We start from the raw sequence: 23,549 nt of genomic DNA, 5'->3' as shown, positions 1-23,549 counted from the left end.
AAAATTGGTGAAAAAATGACTGGTAAAGTATATCTGGTTGGTTCAGGACCGGGCGGTCTTGGACTTATGACATATCGTGCAAGGGAAGTTATCGAAATGGCTGATGTAATTTTGTATGATCAGCTTCCGGGTGATGATGTTTTATCATCTCTTCCCGATGTTGAAAAAGTGGATGTTGGAAAATTTGGCGGGAAGCATACAAAAGAACAGGATGAAATTGAACTTTTGATGGTGAAATATGCCAAGGATGGCAAAACTGTCGTACGTTTAAAAGGAGGAGATCCATTCCTCTTCGGAAGGGGAGGAGAAGAAATGGAAACACTTCATGAACACGGAATAGAAGTAGAAATGGTTCCGGGTGTCACTAGTGCAATTGCCGTACCCGAGTGTGTCGGTATTCCTGTAACACACAGAAAGTTTGCATCCCAGGTTACTTTTTTAACAGGCCACGAAGATCCAACAAAAGAAGAGTCCGCAGTCAACTGGAAATGGCTTGCAGATTCACCAGGCACAATAGTAATCCTGATGGGTGTAAAAAACCTCCCGAATATTACAAAAGCACTGATTGATAATGGCATGGATGATAAAAAGCCTGTTGCAATTATTGAAAGGGGTATGAGACCTGATCAAAGGGTTACGACAGGAATATTATCAGATATTTCTGACAAGGCAAAACAAGTGGGAGTTAAACCTCCGGCAATTATTGTAATCGGTGAAGTGGTATCCCTTTACCGTGAATGAACATCTATCTAAAAATTATATTTTTTCGGAAAAATATTGATAAAAATAATTTCTCTCTGCTTGTCAATTCATTTTAAATTGGGGACATATTTAAAGAGGGATTTTATTTAGACATTGTTTGAATTGTCATATAAAAAATTAAGACAGATATTATTTCTCACTTTTTTGGTTCAGACTCTCCCAGTATTTTCTTTCCCTTCTCCAGATTACTGCCTCATACATTCCCAAAATTAAAAGCACCAGGCAGCCTCCCATGAAGAAAGCAATTACAATAATATTTATTGCATCATAAGGAGCCTCTGTTGTTTTATCTTTTGCAGATAAAAGTAAGGCATCACCTTTTGCATATTGCCCACCTGTACTTCTGCTCTCATTATATGAAGCCTGCACCACAGAGATCTTTTTAAGCATTTCCGGCGTTGTCTCATAAGAATTATTATCTAATCCATATGCAATAATTTCAGGCGATGCATATTCGAACACGGAGTCCTGAACTGTAATATCCTGAGTCTGTATAAAACCGGAAAAAAATGTACCCGACATTGCTCCGACTAAAACAGTGGCAAGAACAAAAATACTGAACAGAGAAGCATACTTTAAAAGTATTGATCTAAGATCTTTTGTGCCAGGAGACACTATCACCACCTGATCACATAAACCGTATATCTTTACTTCTCTGCCCTTTTCACTATATTTTATATGTTTAACTTCAATAAGACCGGCATCAAGCACATTTTCAACATGATACTTCACAGTGGTCATCGGCTGATTAAGTTGTTCTGCAATCTCTGAAAGAGTGAGATCCCCGGTTTTTAGAAGGGCAAGGATTTCATTTACGGTCTGGCTTGCCATAGCCTTTCCAATCTTTTTTGCCCTCTCGTCTCCGGGTTCAAGCAGAACTACACCATCAGTCATTTAAGTCCAATATTAGATTAGTTTTGATATAAGCTCTTTTCCTGCAGACAATGCATTTTGGATCTGTGTCCGGTCATTTCCAACACCCTGAGCAAGACCCGGTTTGCCGCCGCCTTTGCCGCCCAGAATATTGCATACGGTTTTTACAATTTCTCCCGCATTTACCGAACCGACTCCCGATGCAGCAACAACATGAATTCTCTCATCTCCACCGACAATCAAACCTACTCCGCCTTCATTTGCAAAACGGGTTGCGATTGATACAAGCTCCTTTGGAGATGCGTCAATCTCATGTACTGCAACAGGAATACCTTTGATATTTTCCGCTTCAATCGAATTCAATTTTAGTTCAACAAGCTCATTTTGAATTTTCTCGATCTGTTTTTTCTGCTCCTTCCATTCCATGAAGAAACGTTCCACAGAAGAAGGCAGATTCTCACGCTGCACGCTCAGAGCATCTGCTGAAACATCAAGAAGGTTTTCAACTTTCTGCATATATCTAACAGCAGAAAGACCTGCAGCAAATTCAATTCTTTCTATGCCATCCTGAACATGCTCTACACGGATTATCTTGATACTTCCAACCTCTCCGGTATTGCGGCAATGTGTTCCTGCACATGCCTGTACATCTCCTGATACTTTTACAATACGTATCTCTTTACCGGGAGGGACACCACCCTGGTATAGGCAAAATCCATATTTCTGCTCAGCACGGGTACGGTCTTCCCATTCGGTGTAAACATGTACATTTGAATAAATCAGGCGGTTGGCAGCAATCTCAATTCTTTTCAATTCATCAGCTGTGATGTGCCTGAAATGACGGAGATCCATTCTTGAACTCTCATATCCTTTCTGTGCACCTGCCTGATGAACATGAACGCCAAGAACTTCTTTTGCAGCATGAAGTAATATGTGAGTTGCAGTGTGATGCCTCATCATTGTCCAGCGGTAATCTTCATCAACAACACCTTTGACAGGGGTTCCACGCTTAAGCTTTTCTCCCTTAACTTTGTGAAGAATTACATCGCCGATCTTGAAAGTATTCTCAACCTTAACCATCATCTCATTTGAAACAAGATTTCCTATATCCGCAGGCTGACCTCCGCCTTCCGGATAAAATAGAGTCTGGTCAAGAACAACATAATCTTCAAACTGATCAATGACCATAGCTTCAAACTCGGTATCTGCAACCTGTTCATAATATAATCTTCTTGTTGGAGGCAATGCACTGACTCTCTGGCGTATGCCCGCATAGGGATCTTCCTTTACCTCATCATCAGATTCTGAATGTAAATCTGCAACAAGTGAATAGAAATTATCAGGGAGTTCAACTTCTGCTCCTTCTTTAGCTGCAACATCCCTTACGATTTCCGGAGGAAGTCCGTGAGAGTCATAGAGTGTTATCAGTTCTTTTAAGGGAACAGGTTTATTCTCCTTTTTATAACCGGCTGCAATCTTCTGCACAATTCTTGCACCACGCTCCATTGTCTGTTCATATTTTATGACCTCATTTGCGACAATTTCGCGAACAATGCTTATGTCCTGTTCAAAAGAATCAATGCCTATGCTCCTCATCTGTCTTTCAATGAGATCAGCAAGATCGTCTTTTAATCCAATCTCATTCATCATCCTGAGAGTTCTGCGGATTACAAGACGGGCAAGATATCCTTCCTGGGCATTTGAAGGGACAATGCAGTCCCCAAGCATATAAGCAAGGCACCGTGTATGATCAGTTATCGCATAGATTCTCTCAACAGGTTCCATTATTGACTGGAGTTTCTCGTATGAAACACCAATATTTTCTGCAACCTTCTTTCTCATAGAAACGAGATTAGAACCTGTAATATCCATCAGGCCTGCATATCTTGCATTCATACCCAGAATTCGGGTAAACTCAGGATCATCCAGGAGAGCTTCGATTCCTGCTGATACCATCAAATCATTTACCATCTCAGGGAATATTGCATCATAAATTGTCGGAGATCCTTTTGATGCCCATACAAGACGCTCAAGACCATAGCCGGTATCGACAATCCTCAAGTCTATCGGATAATATGCAGTTCCCTCAAGCATAACCGGCTCTTTATCATTCCTGGTCTTGCCAAGACTCATAAAGACAAGTGTTGCGATTTCAAGACCGCCAATCATTACCTCAACACTCGGACCCGCATTTCCGCCACCAATCCAGGGATGCTCTTTATATGTTACATCCTTAAGATCTCCGCCGATAGATTCAATAAACTGATCACAGAGTTCTACTGTCCTGTCCTTCCAGTAAATCTCCTCACTATCAGAATTAAAGGCGTGGTGTGCCATCATCTCAAAGGTGGTAAGGTGTCTGCCGGAACGCCCGACAGAGTCAAGATCATTAAGCCTTATGCATGATTGAGATATGGTTAGCGGATTTGCAGGCGGAGGAACAACCCCGCTTGTAACAAAAGGCTGAAAATCTGCAATTGAAGCAATAGTCAGATAAATATCGTCTCTCCATCTTGCTGCAACAGGATATCGTTTTATTCTTGTGTGCCCCTGATTTTCAAAAAATGAAAGGTAGGCTTCACGCATCTCATCAAGGGAATGAGGTTTAAAAACCGGATTCCCAATAAAACTATATGGTACACAGGGTGCATCCCCGCAATCCTCACGTTCGGGATTACGAGTCCAGAAAGCTGATCCGCATTTGCTGCAGATTTTTCTTACAAGGCCCTGTGACTTAAAATATTCAAGCTGATACTCTTCTTCGAGCATAGAAAACCACGCTGTACCTTCACAAATGTACTCCTGAAAGAGTATTAGTGTTTGCAATTATTCATCAGTACTTCCGGCAGCCCATCTGTCCTGATACCATTTTGGAATTTTGATAAAAAAACCAGTTAATTTTGCAATTTTTACTGCAAGAATGTGCCAGCATTCAACCTGCCGGTAAGAAAAATCATAGCATGTGCAAAAATTATTTTCTACTACATATTCACCGGTTTTTCCTGCCACCACATAAAAATCAAGATATTTGTATATTTTTTTATTTTCAACAGCATACAGGGCTTTTTCCCCTTTTTTTCCATATATGTCTATAATCTCGCTTCTTAATGCAGGAGTCAGCCTGCCGGAGATATTCAGTTTTTTCCAGAGATCGTCCATAGGCAGGGATTATAAATATAGCCGGCCTGCCGGTTTATCATCAATAAATGTCCATCCCATTTTTTCGGACAGCATTTTCATTCCTGGCGATTCAAGTGCATAATGAGTTGATTCAATCAGGGGCAGAGATGACGACAAAATTACACTGTGCTTTAATTCTGAAGATAAAAAGGCATCAGCGCCCAGATTTTTTGCTTCATTTATCAGTTCAGGGTCAAAACCACTTCCACCCACAATAGCAAGATTTTTAAGATCTTTTATTTCCCCATAAACACGCAGACCGCTTCCGGTTATTTTGGATATTTCTTCCAATGAAACAGAACAATCGCCAATGATTCCAAGACTCATTTTCCTGCAGTTTCTAAGATTTAACAGAGCGGAAAGTGAATCATTTATTCCCCCGTCTGCATGATCGTAATTTGTATGCATTACATAGATATTGAGATCAGAGGCCAATGCTTTTTGTAAAATTTCTTTTTGAATCCCTGAAATCCGGGTAACGGGATTCCATATAGGAGTATGATGGACGACGAGCATATCTGCATTAATGCTGACAGCATCTGAGACCGTGTTTAGCGTAGCATCCAGTGCACATGCTACATTTTCTATGTCTCTTTTTCCTTCAACAACAAGACCTATTCTGCTCTCATCAAAATCTTCCGCTAAATCAGGGGGGGCAATATCTTCCATCAGACGGACAAAATCTTCAATATGCATAGTAAATTAATGCAACATTATTTTTGATATATCTTGACATATTACCGAAAGTAATAAACATCAGATATAAATATTCAAAAAACAAGAAACATTAACATGGAAAAGTCCATTGAAGAGATTAATCTCAAAATACGCAATGGCAATGCAAGAGTTGTTACGGCAGAAGATATGCCTGACATCGTTGCAGAGCTTGGTGAAGAAGGAGCGCTTAAAGAAGTGGATGTTGTAACTACCGGAACTTTTGGCGCTATGTGTTCATCAGGCGCATTTTTTAATTTTGGTCATGCAGATCCTCCAATAAGAATGGAACGGGCCTGGTTAAATGATGTCGAAGTCTATTCAGGTATTGCAGCAGTGGATGCGTATCTTGGAGCAACACAGGAATCTGAAATATTAGGCAATAAATACGGGGGCGCACATGTAATAGAAGATCTGATCTCCGGAAAATCCGTTGAACTCAGGGCTTCAGCAAAAGGAACAGACTGCTATCCAAGAAAAACAATAACAACAGAACTTCTTCTCGAAGATATGAATCAGGCAACAATGTGCAACCCCAGAAACGCCTATCAGAGATATGCTGCCGCAACCAATTCAACTGAAAATGTTTTGCACACATACATGGGAACGCTATTGCCCGGATTTGGAAACTTAAGCTATTCAGGCGCAGGATGCCTGTCACCTTTAATCAATGATCCCAAAATGCAGATGATCGGAAGCGGAGTTCCGATATTCCTTTGCGGTGCAAAAGGAATGGTGATAGGTCAGGGAACACAGTCATCACCGGCAAATCTTTTTGCAACACTTATGACAACAGGAGACTTAAAGGAGATGTCCCCCGACTTCCTGCGGGCTGCGACATTTACCGGTTACGGGGTTTCGATGTATCTTGGAATAGGAGTTCCAATTCCGGTTACAAATCTGGATGTTGTCAGAAATACATCTGTAAGAGATGAGGACATTATTACACCTGTTGTTGATTATGGTGTTCCAAGCAGAAACCGTCCTACAGTACGGGAAATAACCTATGCCGAACTAAAAAGCGGAATGGTTGAGTTAAACGGAGAGGAAGTCAGAACATCGTCACTCTCAAGCTTCAAGAAAGCCCGTCAGGTTGCATCAGAACTTAAATGCTGGATTGAAAAAGGCGAAATGGAACTTTGTCTTCCCACAAGAAAACAGGATATATCTATTACAGTAAAGCCGATGAAAGAATCAAGAGAAGCTCCTGCTGTTCGCGAGATAATGAATACTAATGTTAATTTCATAAAAGATGATGAAGACATTAAAACTGCGGCAAAGAAACTTCTCAGGGATGAAACAAACCACCTGCCTGTCCTGAACAATGAAGGAAAAGTCGTTGGTATCGTTACGACCTATGACATATCAAAAGCAGTCGTCAAAGACGGAACAGATTATAATGTATCGGATATCATGTCCAAAAACGTGGTTACAACTACACCTTCCGAGGCCGTGGATATAGCAGCTATGAAACTTGAGAGAAATAACATAAGTGCATTGCCGGTTGTTGACAAAAAAGGACAACTTGCCGGACTCCTAACAGCAATAGATCTCGGCAAACTCTTTGGTGCGAGGTGGAGAAAATGAAACTGCTGGTAAAGTTTTCCAGGAAAAAAGGCTCAGAGCCATTAATTGCAAAGGCTGTCCTTGAAACAGGAGTTTTGATTAATGTTGAGAGAGCTTACATCGAATCAATGGCAGGAGAGGTCTTAATAGACGTTCCGGACAGCGATGCTGAAAAGGTCTCCATGAATCTTAAGGAATCCGGAGCAGGTATAGAAGTTCTTGAAGATTCTGTTATCCGTGATGAAAAGGAATGTATCGATTGTGGGGAGTGCATTAGTATCTGCCCCCAGGAAGTGTTTTATTTTAATGAGGACTGGTCTTTGCAGATGAGATCTGAAAAATGCGTACTCTGCGGAAAATGCACAATAGCATGCCCCCATGGTGCTTTAAAACTACTTCAGTAAAATGATCAGAGAATATTTCAAATACAAAACCACAATCACCACTATTTTAGCTGATAAAAAAGAGCATATAGAAACTGCCAAAAATGCAATGATTAACGCAAGGCAGGAGATTGAAAGAACAATTCTAAAAGATCCTATTTTTGGATCATCTCTTGAACCCTATGAAACGGATTCCGATTCTGAAATCATCAGAAAAATGACTAATGCAGGTAATCTCGCCGGGACGGGACCAATGGCATCAGTTGCAGGAACAATTGCATGGGAGGGTGTCAGTGCCATGAAAAATAAAGGCGCAAAATTTGCTGTTATCGATAACGGTGGGGACATCGCTCTAATATCAGATAGAACAGTAAAAATAGGACTCTATGCGGGCAACTCACCTTTGAGTAAAAAAATGGCATTTCTAATACCCCCTGCAAAAGAAATTACAGGAATATGTACATCTTCTGCAACTGTCGGGCCCTCAATTTCTTTTGGCATCGCGGATTCTGTAACAGTTTTTTCAAACAACGTGTCACTTGCTGATGCCTGGGCCACGTCAATCTGCAATCAGATCAAAATGCCATTTAATGATGAATTGTTTAACTCTCTTGAAAATTCAGATATAATAGGAGTTTTTGCGGTAATAGGAAAAGATATGATTAGATGGGGAGAGATTCCTAAAATAGCCGCTGCAAATGTGGATGAAAACCTGATCACCTCAGGTTGATTTTTTAGTAATCATATTCTTCGGAAAACAATACGGCCTTCCGGTAGGCATCTTTCCCGACAAACGACTTTAATTCCTGATCACCGTCATAAATATAGATCTCAGGGTAATTATTGCGTGTTGTGAAATAAAGCTCAAGAATGCCATATTCATCAATAAAAACCCCGTTTTTTAAAGAACTTGCAGGTTCAAGCATGAGCCTGTCTGTTACAATTTCTTCGGGTTCTGTACGGAAATAATAATAAAAAACCTGATGGGCATTTAAAAAATCAGAATTTATTAAATCAAACCGTACAGATTCATCCAGTTCATCCAATAAAACCACAAGCTTATCATCATCCTCATCAGCGACTCCCAGAATCTGATCAGCGATCTCCGCGAGTTTAAGGTAATCTTTCAACTCAGAACAAACCTCCCTTTATTGAATACATCAAATCAGGTAATAAATTATATTGTACATTCAGGGTAACTCTATTGACGTGAAAACAGAAGATATCGACTGGAAAATATACCATATGATTACAGCAAAAGGAGAAACTGAGATTTCCTGCCTTACCCGCGAATGCGGCATGGAAGAAGATATAGTTATTGATTCAATAAAACGCCTTGAAAAAAGCTGTCTTATCAGCATTAAAGAAGAAAACGTAAGAGTTCTTTCATTAAATGAGATGCTGTTGAAAAATCAGATAATAAATACTGTAACCAAAAATGACAGCCCTGTAATCATTGAAAACGGAATAATCAAAGAGAATCCAAATTACAAGAGATGAAATTAATGGAAGATATATGTATTTTAAGGATAGGTCATCGTCCGGAACGTGATCAGCGTGTAACAACACATGTGGGCCTGACAGCACGCGCACTGGGCGCAAAAGGTATGTTTCTGGCTTCAAATGATGGAGGAGTAAAAAAATCAATCGAAGATGTGGCAAAACGATGGGGTGGTGATTTTTTTGTTGAAAATAATGTTTCCTGGCGCAAATGCATCAATAACTGGAAATCAGATGGCGGGATAGTTGTTCATCTTACTATGTATGGTCTCCGCCTGACAGATGTAGAAGAAAAAATACGAGAGGAAGGCAAAACCAAAAAAATATTAGTTGTCGTTGGTGCAGAAAAGGTGCCGGGGGATATCTATAATCTTGCCGACTATAACGTCTCAGTTACAACACAGCCACATTCAGAAATATCAAGTCTTGCGCTTACACTGGATCACATTTTTGAAGGTAAAACCATGAATCTGGACTTTCCAGACGCAGAAATGAAAATTGTACCCTGTGAGCATGGTAAGAGGTTTGAAAATTGAATGAGAAAGTTCTCATAGCCGGTTTTGCAACACGCCATGTTGTCCGTTCAGCAAAAAATGCAGGATATTTAGTATATGCAATAGATCATTTTTGTGATCAGGATCTCTGCCGGATCACTGAATCGCATCAAACATTTGAAGAACTGGCAGAATTGCCATCTCTTGTTGAATCAGCACAAAAAATGCATAATTTTGAGGCGATATGCGTCACATCAGGTGCTGAAGATTTAAACACAGAAATAAAAATTACCGGTACACCTAAAGAGATCGCCTCAAAATTTCTTGACAAAAAATGCATTCAGGAATTTTTTGAAGAACATAGTATTCCTGTCCCTCCTGTTGCATTAGAAAACGAATATCCTGCGATGATAAAGCCTTTAAGAGGCGCGGGAGGATGGAGAAACCAGATTGTAAATTCAATGGAAGAGGAATTAATCTGGAGAGAACTCTGGCCGGATGATCTTTATATTAAGCAAAAAGTTGTTGAAGGAATTCCCTGTAGTGTTTCATGCATATCAAATGGTAAATGCGCATGTGCCATTTCATTTAATGAGCAGCTTCTTCGTGGCGGCAATGGAGAACGTGCCTATGGTTTTTCAGGGGCCATTACACCATTTAAACATCCTCTAAAAGACCAAATCGTTAAAACGGCTGAAAAAATAGTATCAATGAGCGGCTGCATTGGTTCTGTGGGGGTTGATTTTATAGCCGGAGATAAAGAATTCTGGGCAATTGAAATAAATCCGCGTTTCCAGGCGACCATGGATATCGTAGAAATGTCAACCGGAATCAATCTTTTTAAAGCGCACATAAACTCATTCAATGGTATTTTGCCGGAAAAAATGCCGGAACCAGTTCAATATGCTGCAAGAAGAGTTCTTTTTGCAGAAAAAGACATCAAAGTCAGGGATGACCTTAAAGATCTCTTTGAATATATCTCAGATATTCCACATATTGGTACGGAAATTGAAGAGGGAAGTGCAATACTTAGTGTGTATGGTAATGGTCAGACACGGGAAGAAGCACTGATGTCACTGGATAAAGCTATAATAGAAATCCGCAGATATATAAGCAGATGGTAGCGGCTGAAAACGTTTTGGAAAATGAGGCAATCAGGGCTTATATACTGCGTATGATCGGCGAAGAAGGCATGGAACTTCTTGAAAAATTTCCGCCGGAGGGTGAATACAGTGACGAAGACCTCGCAGAGATTACCGAAATTAATCTAAACAGCGTCAGGCACACACTTTATACGCTCTATGGTAAGCGCCTTGCTGAATACAGAAGGATAAAAAATTCAGAAACAGGCTGGCTCACATACCTGTGGGTATTGAAACTGCCAAATATTGATAATTGCCTTTATGAAGATATGGATGTTGTTTTAGAGCTTCTTGAGACAAGAGAAAGATATGAAACAATGAATGATTTCTACATCTGTGGAACATGCGGTCTAAGATATACATTTGATGAGGCTTTAAACAGGGATTTTGTATGCCAGAATTGTGATGAAAAAATGGAACATCTTGACAACGATCTGATTGCTGAAGCTCTTAAAAGACGTGTTGAACAAATAAAAGAAAACTTTGGTCGGGCGTGAACATAGATCCAAATATAATAAAACTTTTAAAAGATGCAGGCTGCAGACAAAATGTAATAAACCACTGCATTGCTGTTTGTAACCTGTCACTTGTTTTTGCAAAAAATGCACCTGTGGATATTAAACTGGTAAAAACAGGTGCGCTACTGCATGATATCGGCAGATCTAAAACACACTCACTTGCACACGGGCAGATTGGAGCAGATATATGTAGAGATCTGGGTATACCGGAAAATGTCTGCCTTATTGTTGAAAGACATATTGGTGCAGGCCTTACAGCAGAAGAGTGTGCAAAAGAGGGTTTAAAAAGTATCGACTGTATTCCCAAATCACTTGAAGAAAAAATTGTTGCTCATTCTGACAACCTTATAAAAGGAACAGAAGAAATCTCACTTAAGATACGTCTTGAACTTTCAAAAGATCTTCCGGGAGAAATTAAAGAAAGAATTGTTAAACTTGCAGAAGAAATTGAGATATACCGGTAAATAAAAGTCTCAAATTTATTTTTTAGAAAATATCCGGTTCATATTACTATACGCTTTACCTGTGGCAGTTTCCGGAGTTCATTATAAACAACTGCAGGCGGGTTCTCTTCAACAATAATTACAAGCCGGGGATCCTGTGAGAGTTCCGAGTCGGTTACAAAAATCTGTCTTATAGAGAGATCATGCCTGGTCAACACTTCAAGCGCAGCGTTAACGATCCCTTTTTGCTTTGCATCTTTCGGATAGATCGCAATGACTGACAGACCAAGTGTTTCAGAGACTTCTGTCAGATCAGGAGTTACTTTAAGCCTCAAAAAAATATCCCTTATCTTTGGAAGACTCAATATTCTTTTTGCGGTGACATCAACAACCCTCCTGTCCGTATTTGTCTCTCTTCCAATATGAGTTGCAGGTATCTCAATGTCATTGCAGATTACGCGACCTTTTTCATTTACTCCAAAACCATTTTCCAAAAGATATTTTACAACAATAGTTTGTGAGGGTGAATCCGAAAATTCCTTTAGTATGTCAGACCACATTACAAAATAATTACATTTCAGATAATAAATATCCAGTGGATCAGATTAAAAATGACAAATTTCGGTATTACAAGCCTTAAGGTTGGACACAGATTGAAGCAATAAACAAGATATTCATATTTACAAACGCAATATTATCAGAATATAATAATTATGTGATATTCGAAGAAAATAGGAAATTTTTTTATCTAATACATCATTTTAATTAGAGAAGATAAGGGCGAGGGTTGCCAAGCCAGGTCAAAGGCGCCAGGTTGAGGGCCTGGTCTCGTAGGAGTTCGAGTGTTCGAATCACTCCCCTCGCATTTTTCCAGGAAACTTTTATGAAAATAATTTTTCAGAACATTTTTTGACAAAAATGTCATTTTTCATGAAAAGTTAAGAATTTCAATATATTGACTATATCTAAATCATTGTTTATTGATCAGGTCTAATTTATTAACCAGATATTTATTTCCGTCAGATTTTCACTTTTTCGGGTTTAATTTATACGGCAGGAATGCAATTTTATTTCAAAAAGAATTCCATCAAATGAATCAGCTGAAATTCTATCCAAAACATTTATTTCTCCGCCATAACGATTCACAAGCAAAAAAACAACATACTGGGAAATATTATCCGAATTAAGTTCAGGGTTGTCTTCCTCAAAATCTCCAAAAAATAATGTTTTTTCTTCGTTTAACAAATTAAAACCTATAACATCCAGATATATTTTTACCATATCTTCGCAGACTTCAGAGGATATTGCAATCCGGATATTCCGGCCTCCCTTTCTGAGAGAATATCCAATTATGTTTGAAAAAATCTCCTGAAGATAGTCATCGGCATATACAAAATATCCACAGTTTTCATATTTGATTTCTACATTGGGATACCTGAAAATTGATGAATGGACTGAAGTATCAACGCAAACAGGCTTAAGATCATTTTGATATCCTGAATTTTTTTCATCAATAACCTGTAAATTATGGATAATCTCACGGGTATGAATTATTTTATCGCATAAAACTCCACGATTATCACTCACAAAAGTAGCGGATATGCCTGTACCTGATATTGAATTAAAAATCTCTTCATTAAGTTCTGAAATATCATCAAGGATTATTCTAAGGCACTGTTTTTCTTCAGAACACTCTTTTTCAAGTCTTTCCTGAAGCAGTCCGTGAAGAATCAGACTACCTACCTCTTTACTGATTAACTGAAGAGTATTCTTCTCAAAAGATGTGAATGAGCCTTCAAACTCTTTTGCAACATAGATTGCACCAATAATCGTACCATCTGACTCCAGGGGTAATGCAGCATAAGAGATTGCCCCAATATCTTCGAGAAAAATTATATCAGGATGTGAGATATGGCTCTCAGGAAGATTTTCAACAAATTTAGGTTGTCCTGCATAAAAAATCAGGTTATTCGGCCAGCTTCTGATATCAATTGTTTTGTTTTTTTCAACAAAATGCATGGGTATTCCGGATACTGAACTTATTTCAGCCTTCATACCGTCTTCACATTTAAGATATATTATACCAAGATCAAAATTTAGCTCATTAAGGGTCAGGTCCAGGAGATTTGTAAGCATATCCCCCAGCGAAAATGATGAAATCATATTCGACAGTATCGCATTGATTATCTCAAGCTGCCGTTTTTCCGATAATGCTTCAATCTCCCTGAATTTTTTTTCTGAAATATCTGAAATGACATATTGAATACCTGATAACCCTTTTATTGAAACAGGATAAACCGATAAATCCACGAATAATTTTTTACCGTTTTTTAAATAGAGTTCAGTTTCAAAAAAAACCGATTTCCTTAATTCACCATTGATTAATAATTCTTCAAATTTTTTTTCAGACTTCTTATGAACATGATCAAAAAAACGCGTTCCGATAAGTTCACCAATTTCTTGCAGATTAAATAACCGGCATGCCGGTTTATTAGCATATGCAACTCTTCCCCCAATAGTAATAATTATGGATTCTTTTCTTTGTCCGGGAATACTGCCATCCGAAAGGAGAAAACCTTCACCATAAAATAAAGATTCAGTAATTATATCTGAAAAAAATCCGGATTCAGGACTATAAGAATATTCATTTTGTTTAAAATTAGTTCTGTCTATCCCGGATAGAAATATCCTTTTTGTTCCGGGAATGCGAACAGCTGTAATAGTTGTATCATGCTTATCTCCACAGGAGTCAGTTATTTCAAAAACAGAGGTTTTGGGAGAATTATACGGATCTTTAATTCTTTCATGATAAAAAAAAGACAACCTCTCCCTGTCATTCTCACTAAAAAGATCTTTTGCCGGTAAACCTGCACCCAGACAATTATATGGCTTTTTTATTGCGGAAAAAAAATTTTCATTTGCAATAATTATCTTACCTTTTTCGTCAATTACAACATTAGCTCCAACAGAAAGATCATATACAGGATTAGAAGAATTATACTCACGATTAAAAATTAATTTAGAATCTTCTGATTTATCTTTTTTATTTAAATCCATAATCCCCCCGGATATTTCAGACAACCCCATGCATTTATATTTATGAAAGTTTTCCTTTAAAAAAATATATAGATATTTATTCAATTATCTACGTTGATATATTATTTATTTGTGCAACAATGATGAACCTTATTCACTAAAAAAATAAATAATTTGTGAGATGAAAAAGATAAAACCTGATCAAAATCTGCCCTGCGCCATACTTTTTGACATGGATAACACATTATACAACTTTTCAGATGCAAAAATCAAAGCATGCGAAGAAGTAACAAATTCAATTAATGCAGGAAATGCTGATGAATTAATGAGATATTTTTTATTCGGAAAATTTGGATTTGAAGATCATGGAAATATCGAACAATTCATGAAAGATAAAAATGTCTGGGACGGGGATAAATATTTTGAGGCAGTCGAAATTTACGAAGATGTAAAATTATCTTCAATAACGCCATATCCGGGAGTTTTGGATATTCTGCCGATAATCAAAAAATCAGGAATAAAAATGGCAATAGTAACAGACGCCGAAAGTTCACAGGCAAAAAAGAGGCTTTCAAAAATAGGCATCAAAGACTATTTTCAATGCATAATAACACCCGATATTTCCGGAAAAAGAAAACCCGAACCTGACACATTTATAAAAGCACTCGAAGAACTTTCTGTCCCGGCAAAAGAGGCAATGGTAGTTGGCGACAGTCCTTATCGCGAAATTGAACCGGGGAATAAACTTGGAATGACAACAGTATATGCTAAATATGGAGACTGGCTGAAAATACCATCTCCGGGAATAAAACCGGATTACATTCTTGAAGAATTTTCAAATCTAAAAGATATCCTTAATATTTAAAGTAAACACTGTCCCGGAATATAGAATCAGGAAATATCCAAACATTATTTTAAAGACAGATAATGAAAATTATGAAAATAATTATATCTTATATCATATTCTGACAAAACCTTTAATAAATATTTGATTTTTTTAAGGCATTTATTAAATCAGAGGTGAAGGATCTTTTCCGGAAGTAAACGGAAGAATCTCCCCTTTAAGCAAAACCTGCATCTTTGTTTTTTGGATTTTGGAGAGTACAATTTTTTTACCGTTCTCTGTCATAGCATACACAGGAACAGAAGATCCACCCTGTACAAGAGCCTTTGGTCCGGCAATCTCCCTTAGAAAAGAAGAGGCACATGCTGATATAATATCAGAGTTTTCAGTAAATCTTACCGCATCTTCTCTTTCTGCACCTGTTGTATGAACAGCGACAATGACAGTTTCAGGATATTTCTGCCTGATCTTTTCAGCTTCATGCGAAGATGCTACTGTGACCGCTATTTTTGAAAATCCCAATTCAAGCGCTTTTTCAACTCCTCCAAAGGGATCAATTGAGGCATCTTCTTTAAATGGCACAAATCCTTCGTTAGACTCAATATTTTTAATTACCTCCTCATAAGGACAGGTCTTTACAAGACCTGACATTTTTCCTCCAATCCCCTGAATCAGTTCCGGATTTTTTGCGATAACAGTACCTGCACCATCACACGCAATTACCGCACAGTCAATAATTTTTGACAGAAGTGCGGAACTTAATAATTCTGATGCACCAAACAGAACAAAATCATCGCCGGAAATTACGCAGCGTTTTCTTGTGCACATACCAAAAGATGATATTCTCTCTTCAATGTTTTTCCGGATTTCGTCCTGACTCATGGAAACTACAGGAGATTTAAACTTCTTTGCAAGGGGACAATGGCCAATTAGAGGGCTTCCAACCTCTACAACCCTGCCATCTCTTACAACAACCCTTGTTTTGCCGGCTGCCTCAATAATGTGCTCATCAGTAAATATCATTGCTAGAAATTATTACAAGTTTAAACAAATAATATTGTCAGTTGATTTATGTCGGAATTATTAACCCAAAAACAGAAATCATGCACAAGATTCCAGGAGATTGATACATTCAGGGGGATTGCAATCATTATGATGGTTTTTTACCATATAATATTTGATCTCTATTATTTTAATTACTTAAACATCGACATATACAACTCCGTTCTTCGTTATTTTGCATATGCAACTGCTTCTTTATTTATAATGATTGCAGGTATTTCAATATGGATCAGTAAAGAGAGATACAAAAAACAGTCAATAAAAATTAATTATTTCAACAAATATTTTAAAAGAGGCCTGTTTTTATTCTCAATTGGTATCCTGATAACAATTGTAACATGGATATTTATAAAAGAAGGCTTTATCCTTTTTGGAATTCTTCATTTAATCGGATTATCAATAATTCTCGCTCCTTTTTTTTTCAGGCTCAAAGAGTGGAATGCTCTTGCAGGCTTAATAATAGTTATTCTTGGAATTATTATTTCAAAATATAACGGCCCGTTCTGGACAATTTTTTTGGGGCTTGCACCTGCAGATTTTTACTCGGTTGATTATGAACCTTTACTTCCATGGTTCGGCATATTTCTAATAGGCATTTCAATAGGTGCATATCTCTATCCTCATGGAAACAGAAAACCTTTTTTTGATGAAATAATTAAAAATCACAGATTTTCTAAATTTTTCGAATATCCGGGCCGCCATTCACTTATTATTTACCTTGTTCATCAGCCTGTAATAATTATGATATTATCCTTAATTGCCGGAAAAATACTAATTTAAAAAAAATATAGAAATTCATGAATTATTTAAAGAGAGGTACATCCAAAAACCTGATTACATCAAAAACTCCTCTCTCTGTAATCCTTATTTTTGGAATAACAGTTAATGACAAAAATGAAAGATACATAAATGGATTTTCAATGCACCCGCTCTCTGTAACTGCGGTTTTTATATCCAGAAGTTTTTCTACAACACTCTCATAAGGGAGAGACGACATAATACCTCCACAGTCAAGAGGAAGAACAACTTTTTTGTCGTCAACAACAACACAAAGACCACCTCTTTCCTCTGCCAGAGCCTCTACAGCTGCAACTATATCTTTGTCATTCACACCAATTGCAATAATATTATGGGAGTCATGTGATACGCTTCAGGCAATTGCCCCTTTTTTCATACCGATACCATGTACAAGCCCGATACCTGATTTTTCTCCCCTGTAACGATCACAAACAATACATTTTAAAATATCATTTTTTAGATCAGGAATATCGGAAGAAGATATTTCTCTTTCCAGTTCATTGGTTAGAATCTGCCCCGGAACAATATCTAAAATTCTCACAATCCCTTTTCCCTTTATATCAAGATCTTCGGGCGAGATTTCAGGAACATTGAAAGAATAATTAATCTCATCCGGTTTTTTATAAGCAATATCACCTGTTTTTTTACCGGATTTATATGTCATCAGGACTTTGAATTCATCAGAATCGTCAATTATGCAAAAATCTGCAACCCTTCCCGGCGATACGGCTCCTCTGTCATTAAGTCCGAATCTTTCTGCAACAGAAAGGGTTGCCATCTTATATGCAAGCTCAGGCTTTAAACCGGCAGAAATTGCTTTTCTTATACAATCATCAATATGACCATTAAAGACAAGCATATCAACATGCCTGTCATCAGTACAAAACATGCATCTTCCAGCATTGCATTCATTAACTATTCCAATCAGTTCACCCAGATTTTTTTCTGTTGAGCCTTCACGAATTAATATGTACATTCCCTTCTCTAATTTCTCTACCGCCTCTTTCTCGGACGTACATTCATGATCGCTCTGAATTCCCTGCAGGATATATGCATTTAACTCCTTTCCGGCCAACAAAGGACAATGACCGTCAATTATATCAAAAAGATTAAGTTTTTTGTAGACTTCCTCATCCCCTGCTAAAACTCCGGGATAATTCATCATCTCTGCAAGACCAATCACATTTTTTTCAGACAAAAAATTTTGGAGGTCATTTGCACAAAGTACGGCACCTCCCATATCGAGAGGAGTAGCAGGGACACATGAAGGAAGCATATAAAATATATCCAGGGGTGTCTTCCTACTCTCATTGAGCATATATGAAATGCCCTCAATGCCTGCAACATTTGCAATCTCATGGGGATCGACAATAACTGAAGTTGTTCCTTTTTTCAAAACAAGCCGTCCGTATTCGGCAGGAGTCAGAAGTGAACTTTCGATATGGGCATGGGCATCAATAAGTCCGGGAATGACTTTTTGACCGGACAGTTCAACCGTTTCAACTCCCTGATAATCACCTGTACCAATTACAATACCATTTTTAACAGCAATATTTTCTATTTTCCATGTGCATGTAAAAGGGTTGAAAAGATTTGCATTTAAAAATACAATATCAGCCTTTTCAAGTCCTAATGAAGCATCCAAAAGTTCCAAAACGGGCATAAATAGTCCTATAATACATTAATATCTCTTATTTCTGCAGCATTGCGTTTTCCGTCTTCCAAAACGTACAGATATAGTTTATACTGACCCCTTTCCAAATCAGCTTTTATCGTGAAAACATTCTCACCATTTTTCAGATAAACCTGCCTTGCAATTCTTTCAATTTCCACCTGTCTGAAATTACTTAAATCAAAAACAGTCACCTGTAAAGTTACATCTCTGGGATTACCATTGTTGATCACTGTAAGTTTAAGCCCCGTATCATTGTCATAAGTTACATCACCAAATGATTCGGAAGTACAGCCGGAAATAAAAACAAATAATAATAAAATCAAAGCGGTCAATAAAAGCGCTTTTCTAACAACCATTAATTCAATGTAAAGTCCTTAGGACTTAAATCATTCGTATGAACATTGCCCGGGCTATATAATTTTTTTAATCCCTGGGAGACATCTGGATAAAAAATATGACACGATATGATACTGACACAAATATTACCATGAAAATAAAACAATTTAAAGAGTTACAAGTCGCTACCTTTTTTTAGCCAAAAAAACCATAAAACTTTATCAATTAAGGGATGGTGATATTATAACCGTAATTACTTTTGCACATCACAAGGGAGGCACCGGAAAGACAACTTCATGTCTTAGTATTGCAGGTTTCCTTCAAAAATCCGGAGAAAAGGTTCTTGTTGTAGATTGCGATCCTCAGGCAAATGCAACGTCAGGGCTCGGAGTTGAACCCGACGGAGAAAATCTAAACATGTATGATGTATTCATGAATGTTTTTGAAGGATTTCCAGACGTTTCAATAAAAGAAATCATAAAAGAAACATCTTCCGGCATTTTTCTGGCACCATCTTCTCTCGATCTTGTAGGGGTGGAACCATATCTGTATAACATCGATGATCGCCTAATGGTTCTCAAAGATGCTCTGAAACCAGTACTAAAGGATTACAAATGGATTTTAATTGATACTCCTCCAAGCATGGGACAATTTGTTTTAAACGGAATACTTGCTGCTGACAGAATTATACTGACACTTGACACCAGCATTTTTGCAAAAAACGGAATTGGTAGTATTACTTCAATATTTGAGGATATAAATGAAAATACAGGCAGAAAGCGATCCGCTGACATGGCAATATTAACCCGCGCAGGCGTACTTCGTGAAAGGAAGAGCACAACAGAGGAATTATCGGGGTTAATAAAAAATATTTTCTCTAAAGATAATTCTGAATCCAGAGAACAGATCAGACAGGATGAACTTGAAGCGGATATAAAAGGCATTGTAAAAGAAGTACACATCATCCCATACGATGCAGGCATTTCTGAATCACATATAAAAGGACTTCCAATATCACATATATCCCCGGAAACTCCTGCAGGAATGGCATATAAGAAAATATCTGAAATTGTTTCCAAGTGGTGATTAAAACGACAGAAAACAACATTAAGCCAAAAAGACCAGGAAGAAAAGCTCTTTTCGCCGGTGCCCAGCTAAATCAGAATATACCTGAAAATACCACAATAAGTGTAAACCATGATGACTTTATAGACCACTGCAGGGATGTCATTAAAAAATTTGAAGATGGAGACAATACGGTCAGGGTAGATGAGGAAAAAGCTGAAGAAAGCATAAGACCGATTGCAAATCTTATAAACACAATAATCAAAAAGGCTGCAGAAACAGGATCTGATATCAAAAAAGATGAAGAAATTAAAGAACTTCAGGAATCCCTGAAGATTTTGAAGGACAAAACTGAAATTATTGACCCTGAAGAGTCTATAAAAGAGATTAATCTACTTAAAACAGAATTAAAAGCAGCAAAAGCAACAGAATCCGAACTCAAACAGAAAATTGCAGAAAATAATAATAAAATTAATTCTCTCCAAAAGACTTCAGGAGATGAAACAAAGAAGCTGATTGAAAGGTACGAAGAGGAAAACAGGATATTAAAAAATAATTATGAAAAAAATATTGAATCTTTTGAAAAAGAAATAAAGTCAGCAGAAATACAAAATTCTGAGCTTAATAAAAAATATCTCTTGTCAGAAAATGAAAAAGAGAAATTAATCCACGAAATAAAATCAGTAAAAGAAGATTCGAATAATATTTTGAATGATATATCGTTAAAAAACAAAGAAATAGAATCTCTAAAGCAAAATATTGACAATCTCAAGAGCAAATTTAAAAAAGAAGCAGAAGACACTGAAAATAAAATAAAACAAATTGAAAATTTAAAACTGCGTTCTGAAATTATTGTTCAAAAAAATCCAGTCCCTGTCATTTTAGTTGATGAAAAACTGAATATAAAAGTCACAAACAATGCATTTGAAAAATTAAGCGGAATTTCTAATCATGATGCATTGAAAATGAATCAAAACGAGATAAAAGTAATTGAATCAAAAGGAGAAAGTATTCTCGTTGCTTTAGAAGAAAAGAAGAAAGTCTGTTCAGAAGTTACAGTAGATTTTCCAGCCGGCAGACGTACTCTTCAACAGCATGCAATTCCGATAAAAGACTCTGCCGATGAAATAAAAAATATTCTCATTGTCTTCAATGATGTTACAAAAGAACACGAAAAATCAGAAAAACTTATTCAAAAAATAAAAGAGGCTGAAGTTTTAAAGAGACGTTCTGAAACAATCGTTCAGCAAAATCCTATGCCAATGATTCTTGCAAACAGGGATTTAAGAATTTTGGTCAAAAACAAAGCATTTGACAAACTAAGCAATATGAAGGATTCCCAGATCCTTAATATAAAATACAGCGATCTTAAAATCACTGATCAAAAAGGAGATGACCTTTTAAAGTCGGTATCTTCAGGTCAAAGAAGCGATTCAGAAGTTACTATCGAATTCCCTTCAGGAAAACATATTCTCAGGCAATATGGAATCCCAATTAAAAACAGTGAAGGAAAGGTTACAAATGTACTAATTATTCTAGATGACATCACCAGGGAAAAAGAAGAATCTGAAGAAATACAGAAAAAAATGAGGGAGAATGAGAATCTCAAAAAGCGTTCAGAGATAATTGTTCAGGAAAACCCAATGCCAATCCTCCTTGTTGATAAGGAATACAATATATTAGTCACAAACAGGGCCTATGAACAGATGAGTGGAATCAGTGCATCAAAACTTTTAAAAATGAATGCACGCAATTTCAAAGTTTCAGAACAAAAAGGCCAGGGTCTTTCAGATGTAATTAAGACAAAAAGACGTTGTTTTGGAGAAATATCAGTAGATCTTCCATCAGGAAAACATGTGCTCGAACAATACGGAATTCCGATATTAAACAACAAAGAACAAATTACAACAATCCTTGTCGTTTATAATGAAGTCACAGAGGTTCGCAAAAAAGAAGAAGAAGTCAGAATTTTGATGGAGAAAGCACGTATCGAAGCAGAAACCCTTGCAGAAAGTGCTGAAGAAATGACAGCAGGCATGGAAAAAATTGCAAAAGGCGATCTTTCTTCAAAAGCAGAATTTATCGAAAACGATCCTCTAAAAAGCCTTAAAGAAAATTTCAACAGTTCAATTCTGTCATTCAGGGATGTAATCGAAAACGTAAACGAAAAAGCTTTGAGTATTGAAAAAACCGCAGAAGATCTTAAAGAAAACACTGACGATATTGCACGTGCCACGGAACAACTTGCTGTAAATGCAGAGGAATCTTCTGATTCCACAAAAGAACTCATGGATCGTTTTGATAAGATCAACATGGGAATTTCCGATCTCTCTGCATCAATAGAAGAAATATCGAGCACAACTCAGGAAGTTATGGAACAGGCCCTGCGGGCAACCTCTGAAGGAAAAGAGGCAGCCGAAATTGGCAAAAAGGCCTCTCAATTAATGGAAAATGTTGGCAACATTTCGCAACAGAGTGTTAATGAAATAAATACCCTGAATGAAGAAATGTTCAAAATAAATGATATTGTCAAACTTATTAGGGGAATTGCAGAACAAACAAATATGCTTGCATTAAATGCTGCAATCGAAGCCGCACGGGCAGGAGAACACGGAAGAGGATTTGCAGTTGTTGCAGGTGAAGTTAAAAACCTCGCCGGTGAATCAAAAGAAGCAACACGAAAAATAGAAACACTTATTTCAGACATTCAGAACAATACCGATAAAACCACAGAATCAATGCGCCAGGTCGACAAGGAAATACGCATTGGAATGGAAAGTACAAACACTGCAATAATGGCTTTGAATAAAATTGTAAAGGATCTTGAAATTGTATCAAACGGAATGGCAGAAATCTCAAAAGCTACTGATATTCAGGCTCATGAAACAAATAATTTCATGCAGAACATTTCCGGTGCCAGCAATATGTCTGAAGAAAATCTGAGAAGAATTGAAAGTATTGCAGGACTTGCTCAGGAAATTTCTGCAACAACACAGGAGGTAGATAGTATTTCACATGAAATGCACGATATGTCTCTAAACCTGAAAGAGAAATTGGAAGGATTCAGATTAAAATAAAAATTACAGACCTTATTTCAAAAAATAACAATCAAAACCTTTTTTTTGTTGACAATAATTATTAGATTATATTTTCTCTAA

The 23,549-nt window shown here is 37.3% G+C and carries 22 protein-coding genes, 1 tRNA gene and 1 pseudogene; 14 read left to right on the top strand and 10 right to left on the bottom strand.

Annotation, left to right across the window (positions count from 1 at the left end):
* Positions 1–15: 15 nt before the first annotated feature.
* Positions 16–741 (top strand): uroporphyrinogen-III C-methyltransferase, encoded by a 726-nt coding sequence (cobA, locus tag F1737_RS03845; RefSeq protein WP_317137458.1) that lies wholly within the window; start codon positions 16–18, stop codon positions 739–741.
* 150 nt (positions 742–891) lie between these two features.
* On the opposite strand, the gene F1737_RS03840 is transcribed toward cobA, so the two are convergent.
* The 4 genes from F1737_RS03840 to F1737_RS03825 are packed head-to-tail and all read right to left on the bottom strand — an operon-like array spanning position 892 to position 5,511.
* Positions 892–1,656, bottom strand: coding sequence for an ArsR/SmtB family transcription factor (locus F1737_RS03840; RefSeq protein ID WP_317137457.1), 765 nt, complete (start codon positions 1,654–1,656; stop codon positions 892–894).
* 12 nt (positions 1,657–1,668) lie between these two features.
* Positions 1,669–4,404 (bottom strand): alanine--tRNA ligase, encoded by a 2,736-nt coding sequence (gene alaS / locus F1737_RS03835; RefSeq protein WP_317137865.1) that lies wholly within the window; start codon positions 4,402–4,404, stop codon positions 1,669–1,671.
* Between the two features lie 57 nt (positions 4,405–4,461).
* A complete protein-coding gene (locus F1737_RS03830) occupies positions 4,462–4,794 on the bottom strand; it encodes an SWIM zinc finger family protein (RefSeq protein WP_317137456.1) in 333 nt (110 codons plus the stop codon).
* Positions 4,795–4,803: 9 nt separating this feature from the next.
* Positions 4,804–5,511 carry a Nif3-like dinuclear metal center hexameric protein gene (locus F1737_RS03825; RefSeq protein ID WP_317137455.1) on the bottom strand — a complete coding sequence of 236 codons (708 nt, stop codon included), beginning with the start codon at positions 5,509–5,511 and terminating at the stop codon, positions 4,804–4,806.
* Between the two features lie 96 nt (positions 5,512–5,607).
* On the opposite strand from F1737_RS03825, the gene F1737_RS03820 reads away from it, so the two are divergent.
* Genes F1737_RS03820 through F1737_RS03810 form a run of 3 tightly spaced genes read left to right on the top strand, consistent with a single transcriptional unit; the run spans position 5,608 to position 8,208 of the window.
* A complete protein-coding gene (locus tag F1737_RS03820) occupies positions 5,608–7,116 on the top strand; it encodes a homocysteine biosynthesis protein (protein ID WP_317137454.1) in 1,509 nt (502 codons plus the stop codon).
* Positions 7,113–7,499: a 4Fe-4S binding protein gene (locus F1737_RS03815; RefSeq protein ID WP_317137453.1), complete on the top strand. Its 387-nt coding sequence runs from the start codon at positions 7,113–7,115 to the stop codon at positions 7,497–7,499. The genes F1737_RS03820 and F1737_RS03815 overlap by 4 nt, the downstream gene beginning before the upstream one ends.
* A gap of 1 nt (position 7,500) precedes the next feature.
* Entirely contained in the window at positions 7,501–8,208 is a 708-nt protein-coding gene (locus tag F1737_RS03810) for a UPF0280 family protein (RefSeq protein WP_317137452.1), read from the top strand.
* A 4-nt stretch (positions 8,209–8,212) separates the two neighbouring features.
* Here the strand turns inward: F1737_RS03810 and F1737_RS03805 are convergent, their stop codons facing one another.
* Positions 8,213–8,608, bottom strand: a complete 396-nt coding sequence (locus F1737_RS03805) for a hypothetical protein (RefSeq protein ID WP_317137451.1) — start codon at positions 8,606–8,608, stop codon at positions 8,213–8,215.
* A gap of 79 nt (positions 8,609–8,687) precedes the next feature.
* Between F1737_RS03805 and F1737_RS03800 the strand changes: the two genes are divergently transcribed.
* Genes F1737_RS03800 through F1737_RS03780 form a run of 5 tightly spaced genes read left to right on the top strand, consistent with a single transcriptional unit; the run spans position 8,688 to position 11,596 of the window.
* Positions 8,688–8,978, top strand: coding sequence for a MarR family transcriptional regulator (locus F1737_RS03800; protein WP_317137450.1), 291 nt, complete (start codon positions 8,688–8,690; stop codon positions 8,976–8,978).
* 5 nt (positions 8,979–8,983) lie between these two features.
* Positions 8,984–9,514 carry a tRNA (cytidine(56)-2'-O)-methyltransferase gene (locus F1737_RS03795; protein WP_317137864.1) on the top strand — a complete coding sequence of 177 codons (531 nt, stop codon included), beginning with the start codon at positions 8,984–8,986 and terminating at the stop codon, positions 9,512–9,514.
* Positions 9,511–10,596 carry an ATP-grasp domain-containing protein gene (locus F1737_RS03790; RefSeq protein ID WP_317137449.1) on the top strand — a complete coding sequence of 362 codons (1,086 nt, stop codon included), beginning with the start codon at positions 9,511–9,513 and terminating at the stop codon, positions 10,594–10,596. The genes F1737_RS03795 and F1737_RS03790 overlap by 4 nt, the downstream gene beginning before the upstream one ends.
* A complete protein-coding gene (locus F1737_RS03785; protein ID WP_317137448.1) occupies positions 10,590–11,111 on the top strand; it encodes a transcription factor in 522 nt (173 codons plus the stop codon). Before F1737_RS03790 ends, F1737_RS03785 begins: the two co-directional genes overlap by 7 nt.
* Entirely contained in the window at positions 11,108–11,596 is a 489-nt protein-coding gene (locus tag F1737_RS03780; protein WP_317137447.1) for an HDIG domain-containing metalloprotein, read from the top strand. Before F1737_RS03785 ends, F1737_RS03780 begins: the two co-directional genes overlap by 4 nt.
* A gap of 38 nt (positions 11,597–11,634) precedes the next feature.
* Here the strand turns inward: F1737_RS03780 and F1737_RS03775 are convergent, their stop codons facing one another.
* On the bottom strand, positions 11,635–12,135 hold the full coding sequence (locus F1737_RS03775; protein ID WP_317137446.1) for a regulator of amino acid metabolism, contains ACT domain protein: 501 nt from the start codon (positions 12,133–12,135) through the stop codon (positions 11,635–11,637).
* Positions 12,136–12,355: 220 nt separating this feature from the next.
* Here F1737_RS03775 and F1737_RS03770 point away from each other — a divergent pair.
* A tRNA-Leu gene (locus F1737_RS03770) sits at positions 12,356–12,440 on the top strand.
* 176 nt (positions 12,441–12,616) lie between these two features.
* Here F1737_RS03770 and F1737_RS03765 read toward each other — a convergent pair.
* Positions 12,617–14,632 (bottom strand): GAF domain-containing protein, encoded by a 2,016-nt coding sequence (locus tag F1737_RS03765; RefSeq protein ID WP_317137445.1) that lies wholly within the window; start codon positions 14,630–14,632, stop codon positions 12,617–12,619.
* 160 nt (positions 14,633–14,792) lie between these two features.
* Here F1737_RS03765 and F1737_RS03760 point away from each other — a divergent pair, with 160 nt between their 5' ends.
* The gene (locus F1737_RS03760) at positions 14,793–15,476 is read left to right on the top strand and encodes an HAD family hydrolase (RefSeq protein WP_317137444.1); all 684 of its coding nucleotides are present in this window, start codon (positions 14,793–14,795) and stop codon (positions 15,474–15,476) included.
* Between the two features lie 144 nt (positions 15,477–15,620).
* Here F1737_RS03760 and F1737_RS03755 read toward each other — a convergent pair whose 3' ends face one another.
* Positions 15,621–16,478, bottom strand: coding sequence for a methanogenesis marker 8 protein (locus F1737_RS03755; protein WP_317137443.1), 858 nt, complete (start codon positions 16,476–16,478; stop codon positions 15,621–15,623).
* Positions 16,479–16,526: 48 nt separating this feature from the next.
* On the opposite strand from F1737_RS03755, the gene F1737_RS03750 reads away from it, so the two are divergent.
* Complete coding sequence (locus F1737_RS03750; protein WP_317137442.1) at positions 16,527–17,297, top strand: heparan-alpha-glucosaminide N-acetyltransferase; 771 nt, start codon at positions 16,527–16,529, stop codon at positions 17,295–17,297.
* A 22-nt stretch (positions 17,298–17,319) separates the two neighbouring features.
* Here F1737_RS03750 and ade read toward each other — a convergent pair.
* Both ade and F1737_RS03740 read right to left on the bottom strand, forming a co-directional pair.
* Positions 17,320–18,978: pseudogene (gene ade, locus F1737_RS03745) on the bottom strand (adenine deaminase).
* An 8-nt stretch (positions 18,979–18,986) separates the two neighbouring features.
* Positions 18,987–19,346 (bottom strand): hypothetical protein, encoded by a 360-nt coding sequence (locus F1737_RS03740; protein WP_317137441.1) that lies wholly within the window; start codon positions 19,344–19,346, stop codon positions 18,987–18,989.
* Positions 19,347–19,536: 190 nt separating this feature from the next.
* Here F1737_RS03740 and F1737_RS03735 point away from each other — a divergent pair, with 190 nt between their 5' ends.
* Together F1737_RS03735 and F1737_RS03730 are read left to right on the top strand one after the other, a co-directional pair.
* Positions 19,537–20,412 carry a ParA family protein gene (locus tag F1737_RS03735; protein ID WP_317137863.1) on the top strand — a complete coding sequence of 292 codons (876 nt, stop codon included), beginning with the start codon at positions 19,537–19,539 and terminating at the stop codon, positions 20,410–20,412.
* Positions 20,409–23,468, top strand: coding sequence for a methyl-accepting chemotaxis protein (locus F1737_RS03730; RefSeq protein ID WP_317137440.1), 3,060 nt, complete (start codon positions 20,409–20,411; stop codon positions 23,466–23,468). The genes F1737_RS03735 and F1737_RS03730 overlap by 4 nt, the downstream gene beginning before the upstream one ends.
* Positions 23,469–23,549: the final 81 nt, after the last annotated feature.

Source organism: Methanoplanus sp. FWC-SCC4 (assembly GCF_032878975.1).
In the GTDB taxonomy this organism is placed as follows: Archaea; Halobacteriota; Methanomicrobia; order Methanomicrobiales; family Methanomicrobiaceae; genus Methanochimaera; species Methanochimaera problematica.
The sequence above is the reverse complement of the archived record's forward strand: the minus strand, read 5'-3'. Positions and strand labels throughout refer to the sequence as shown.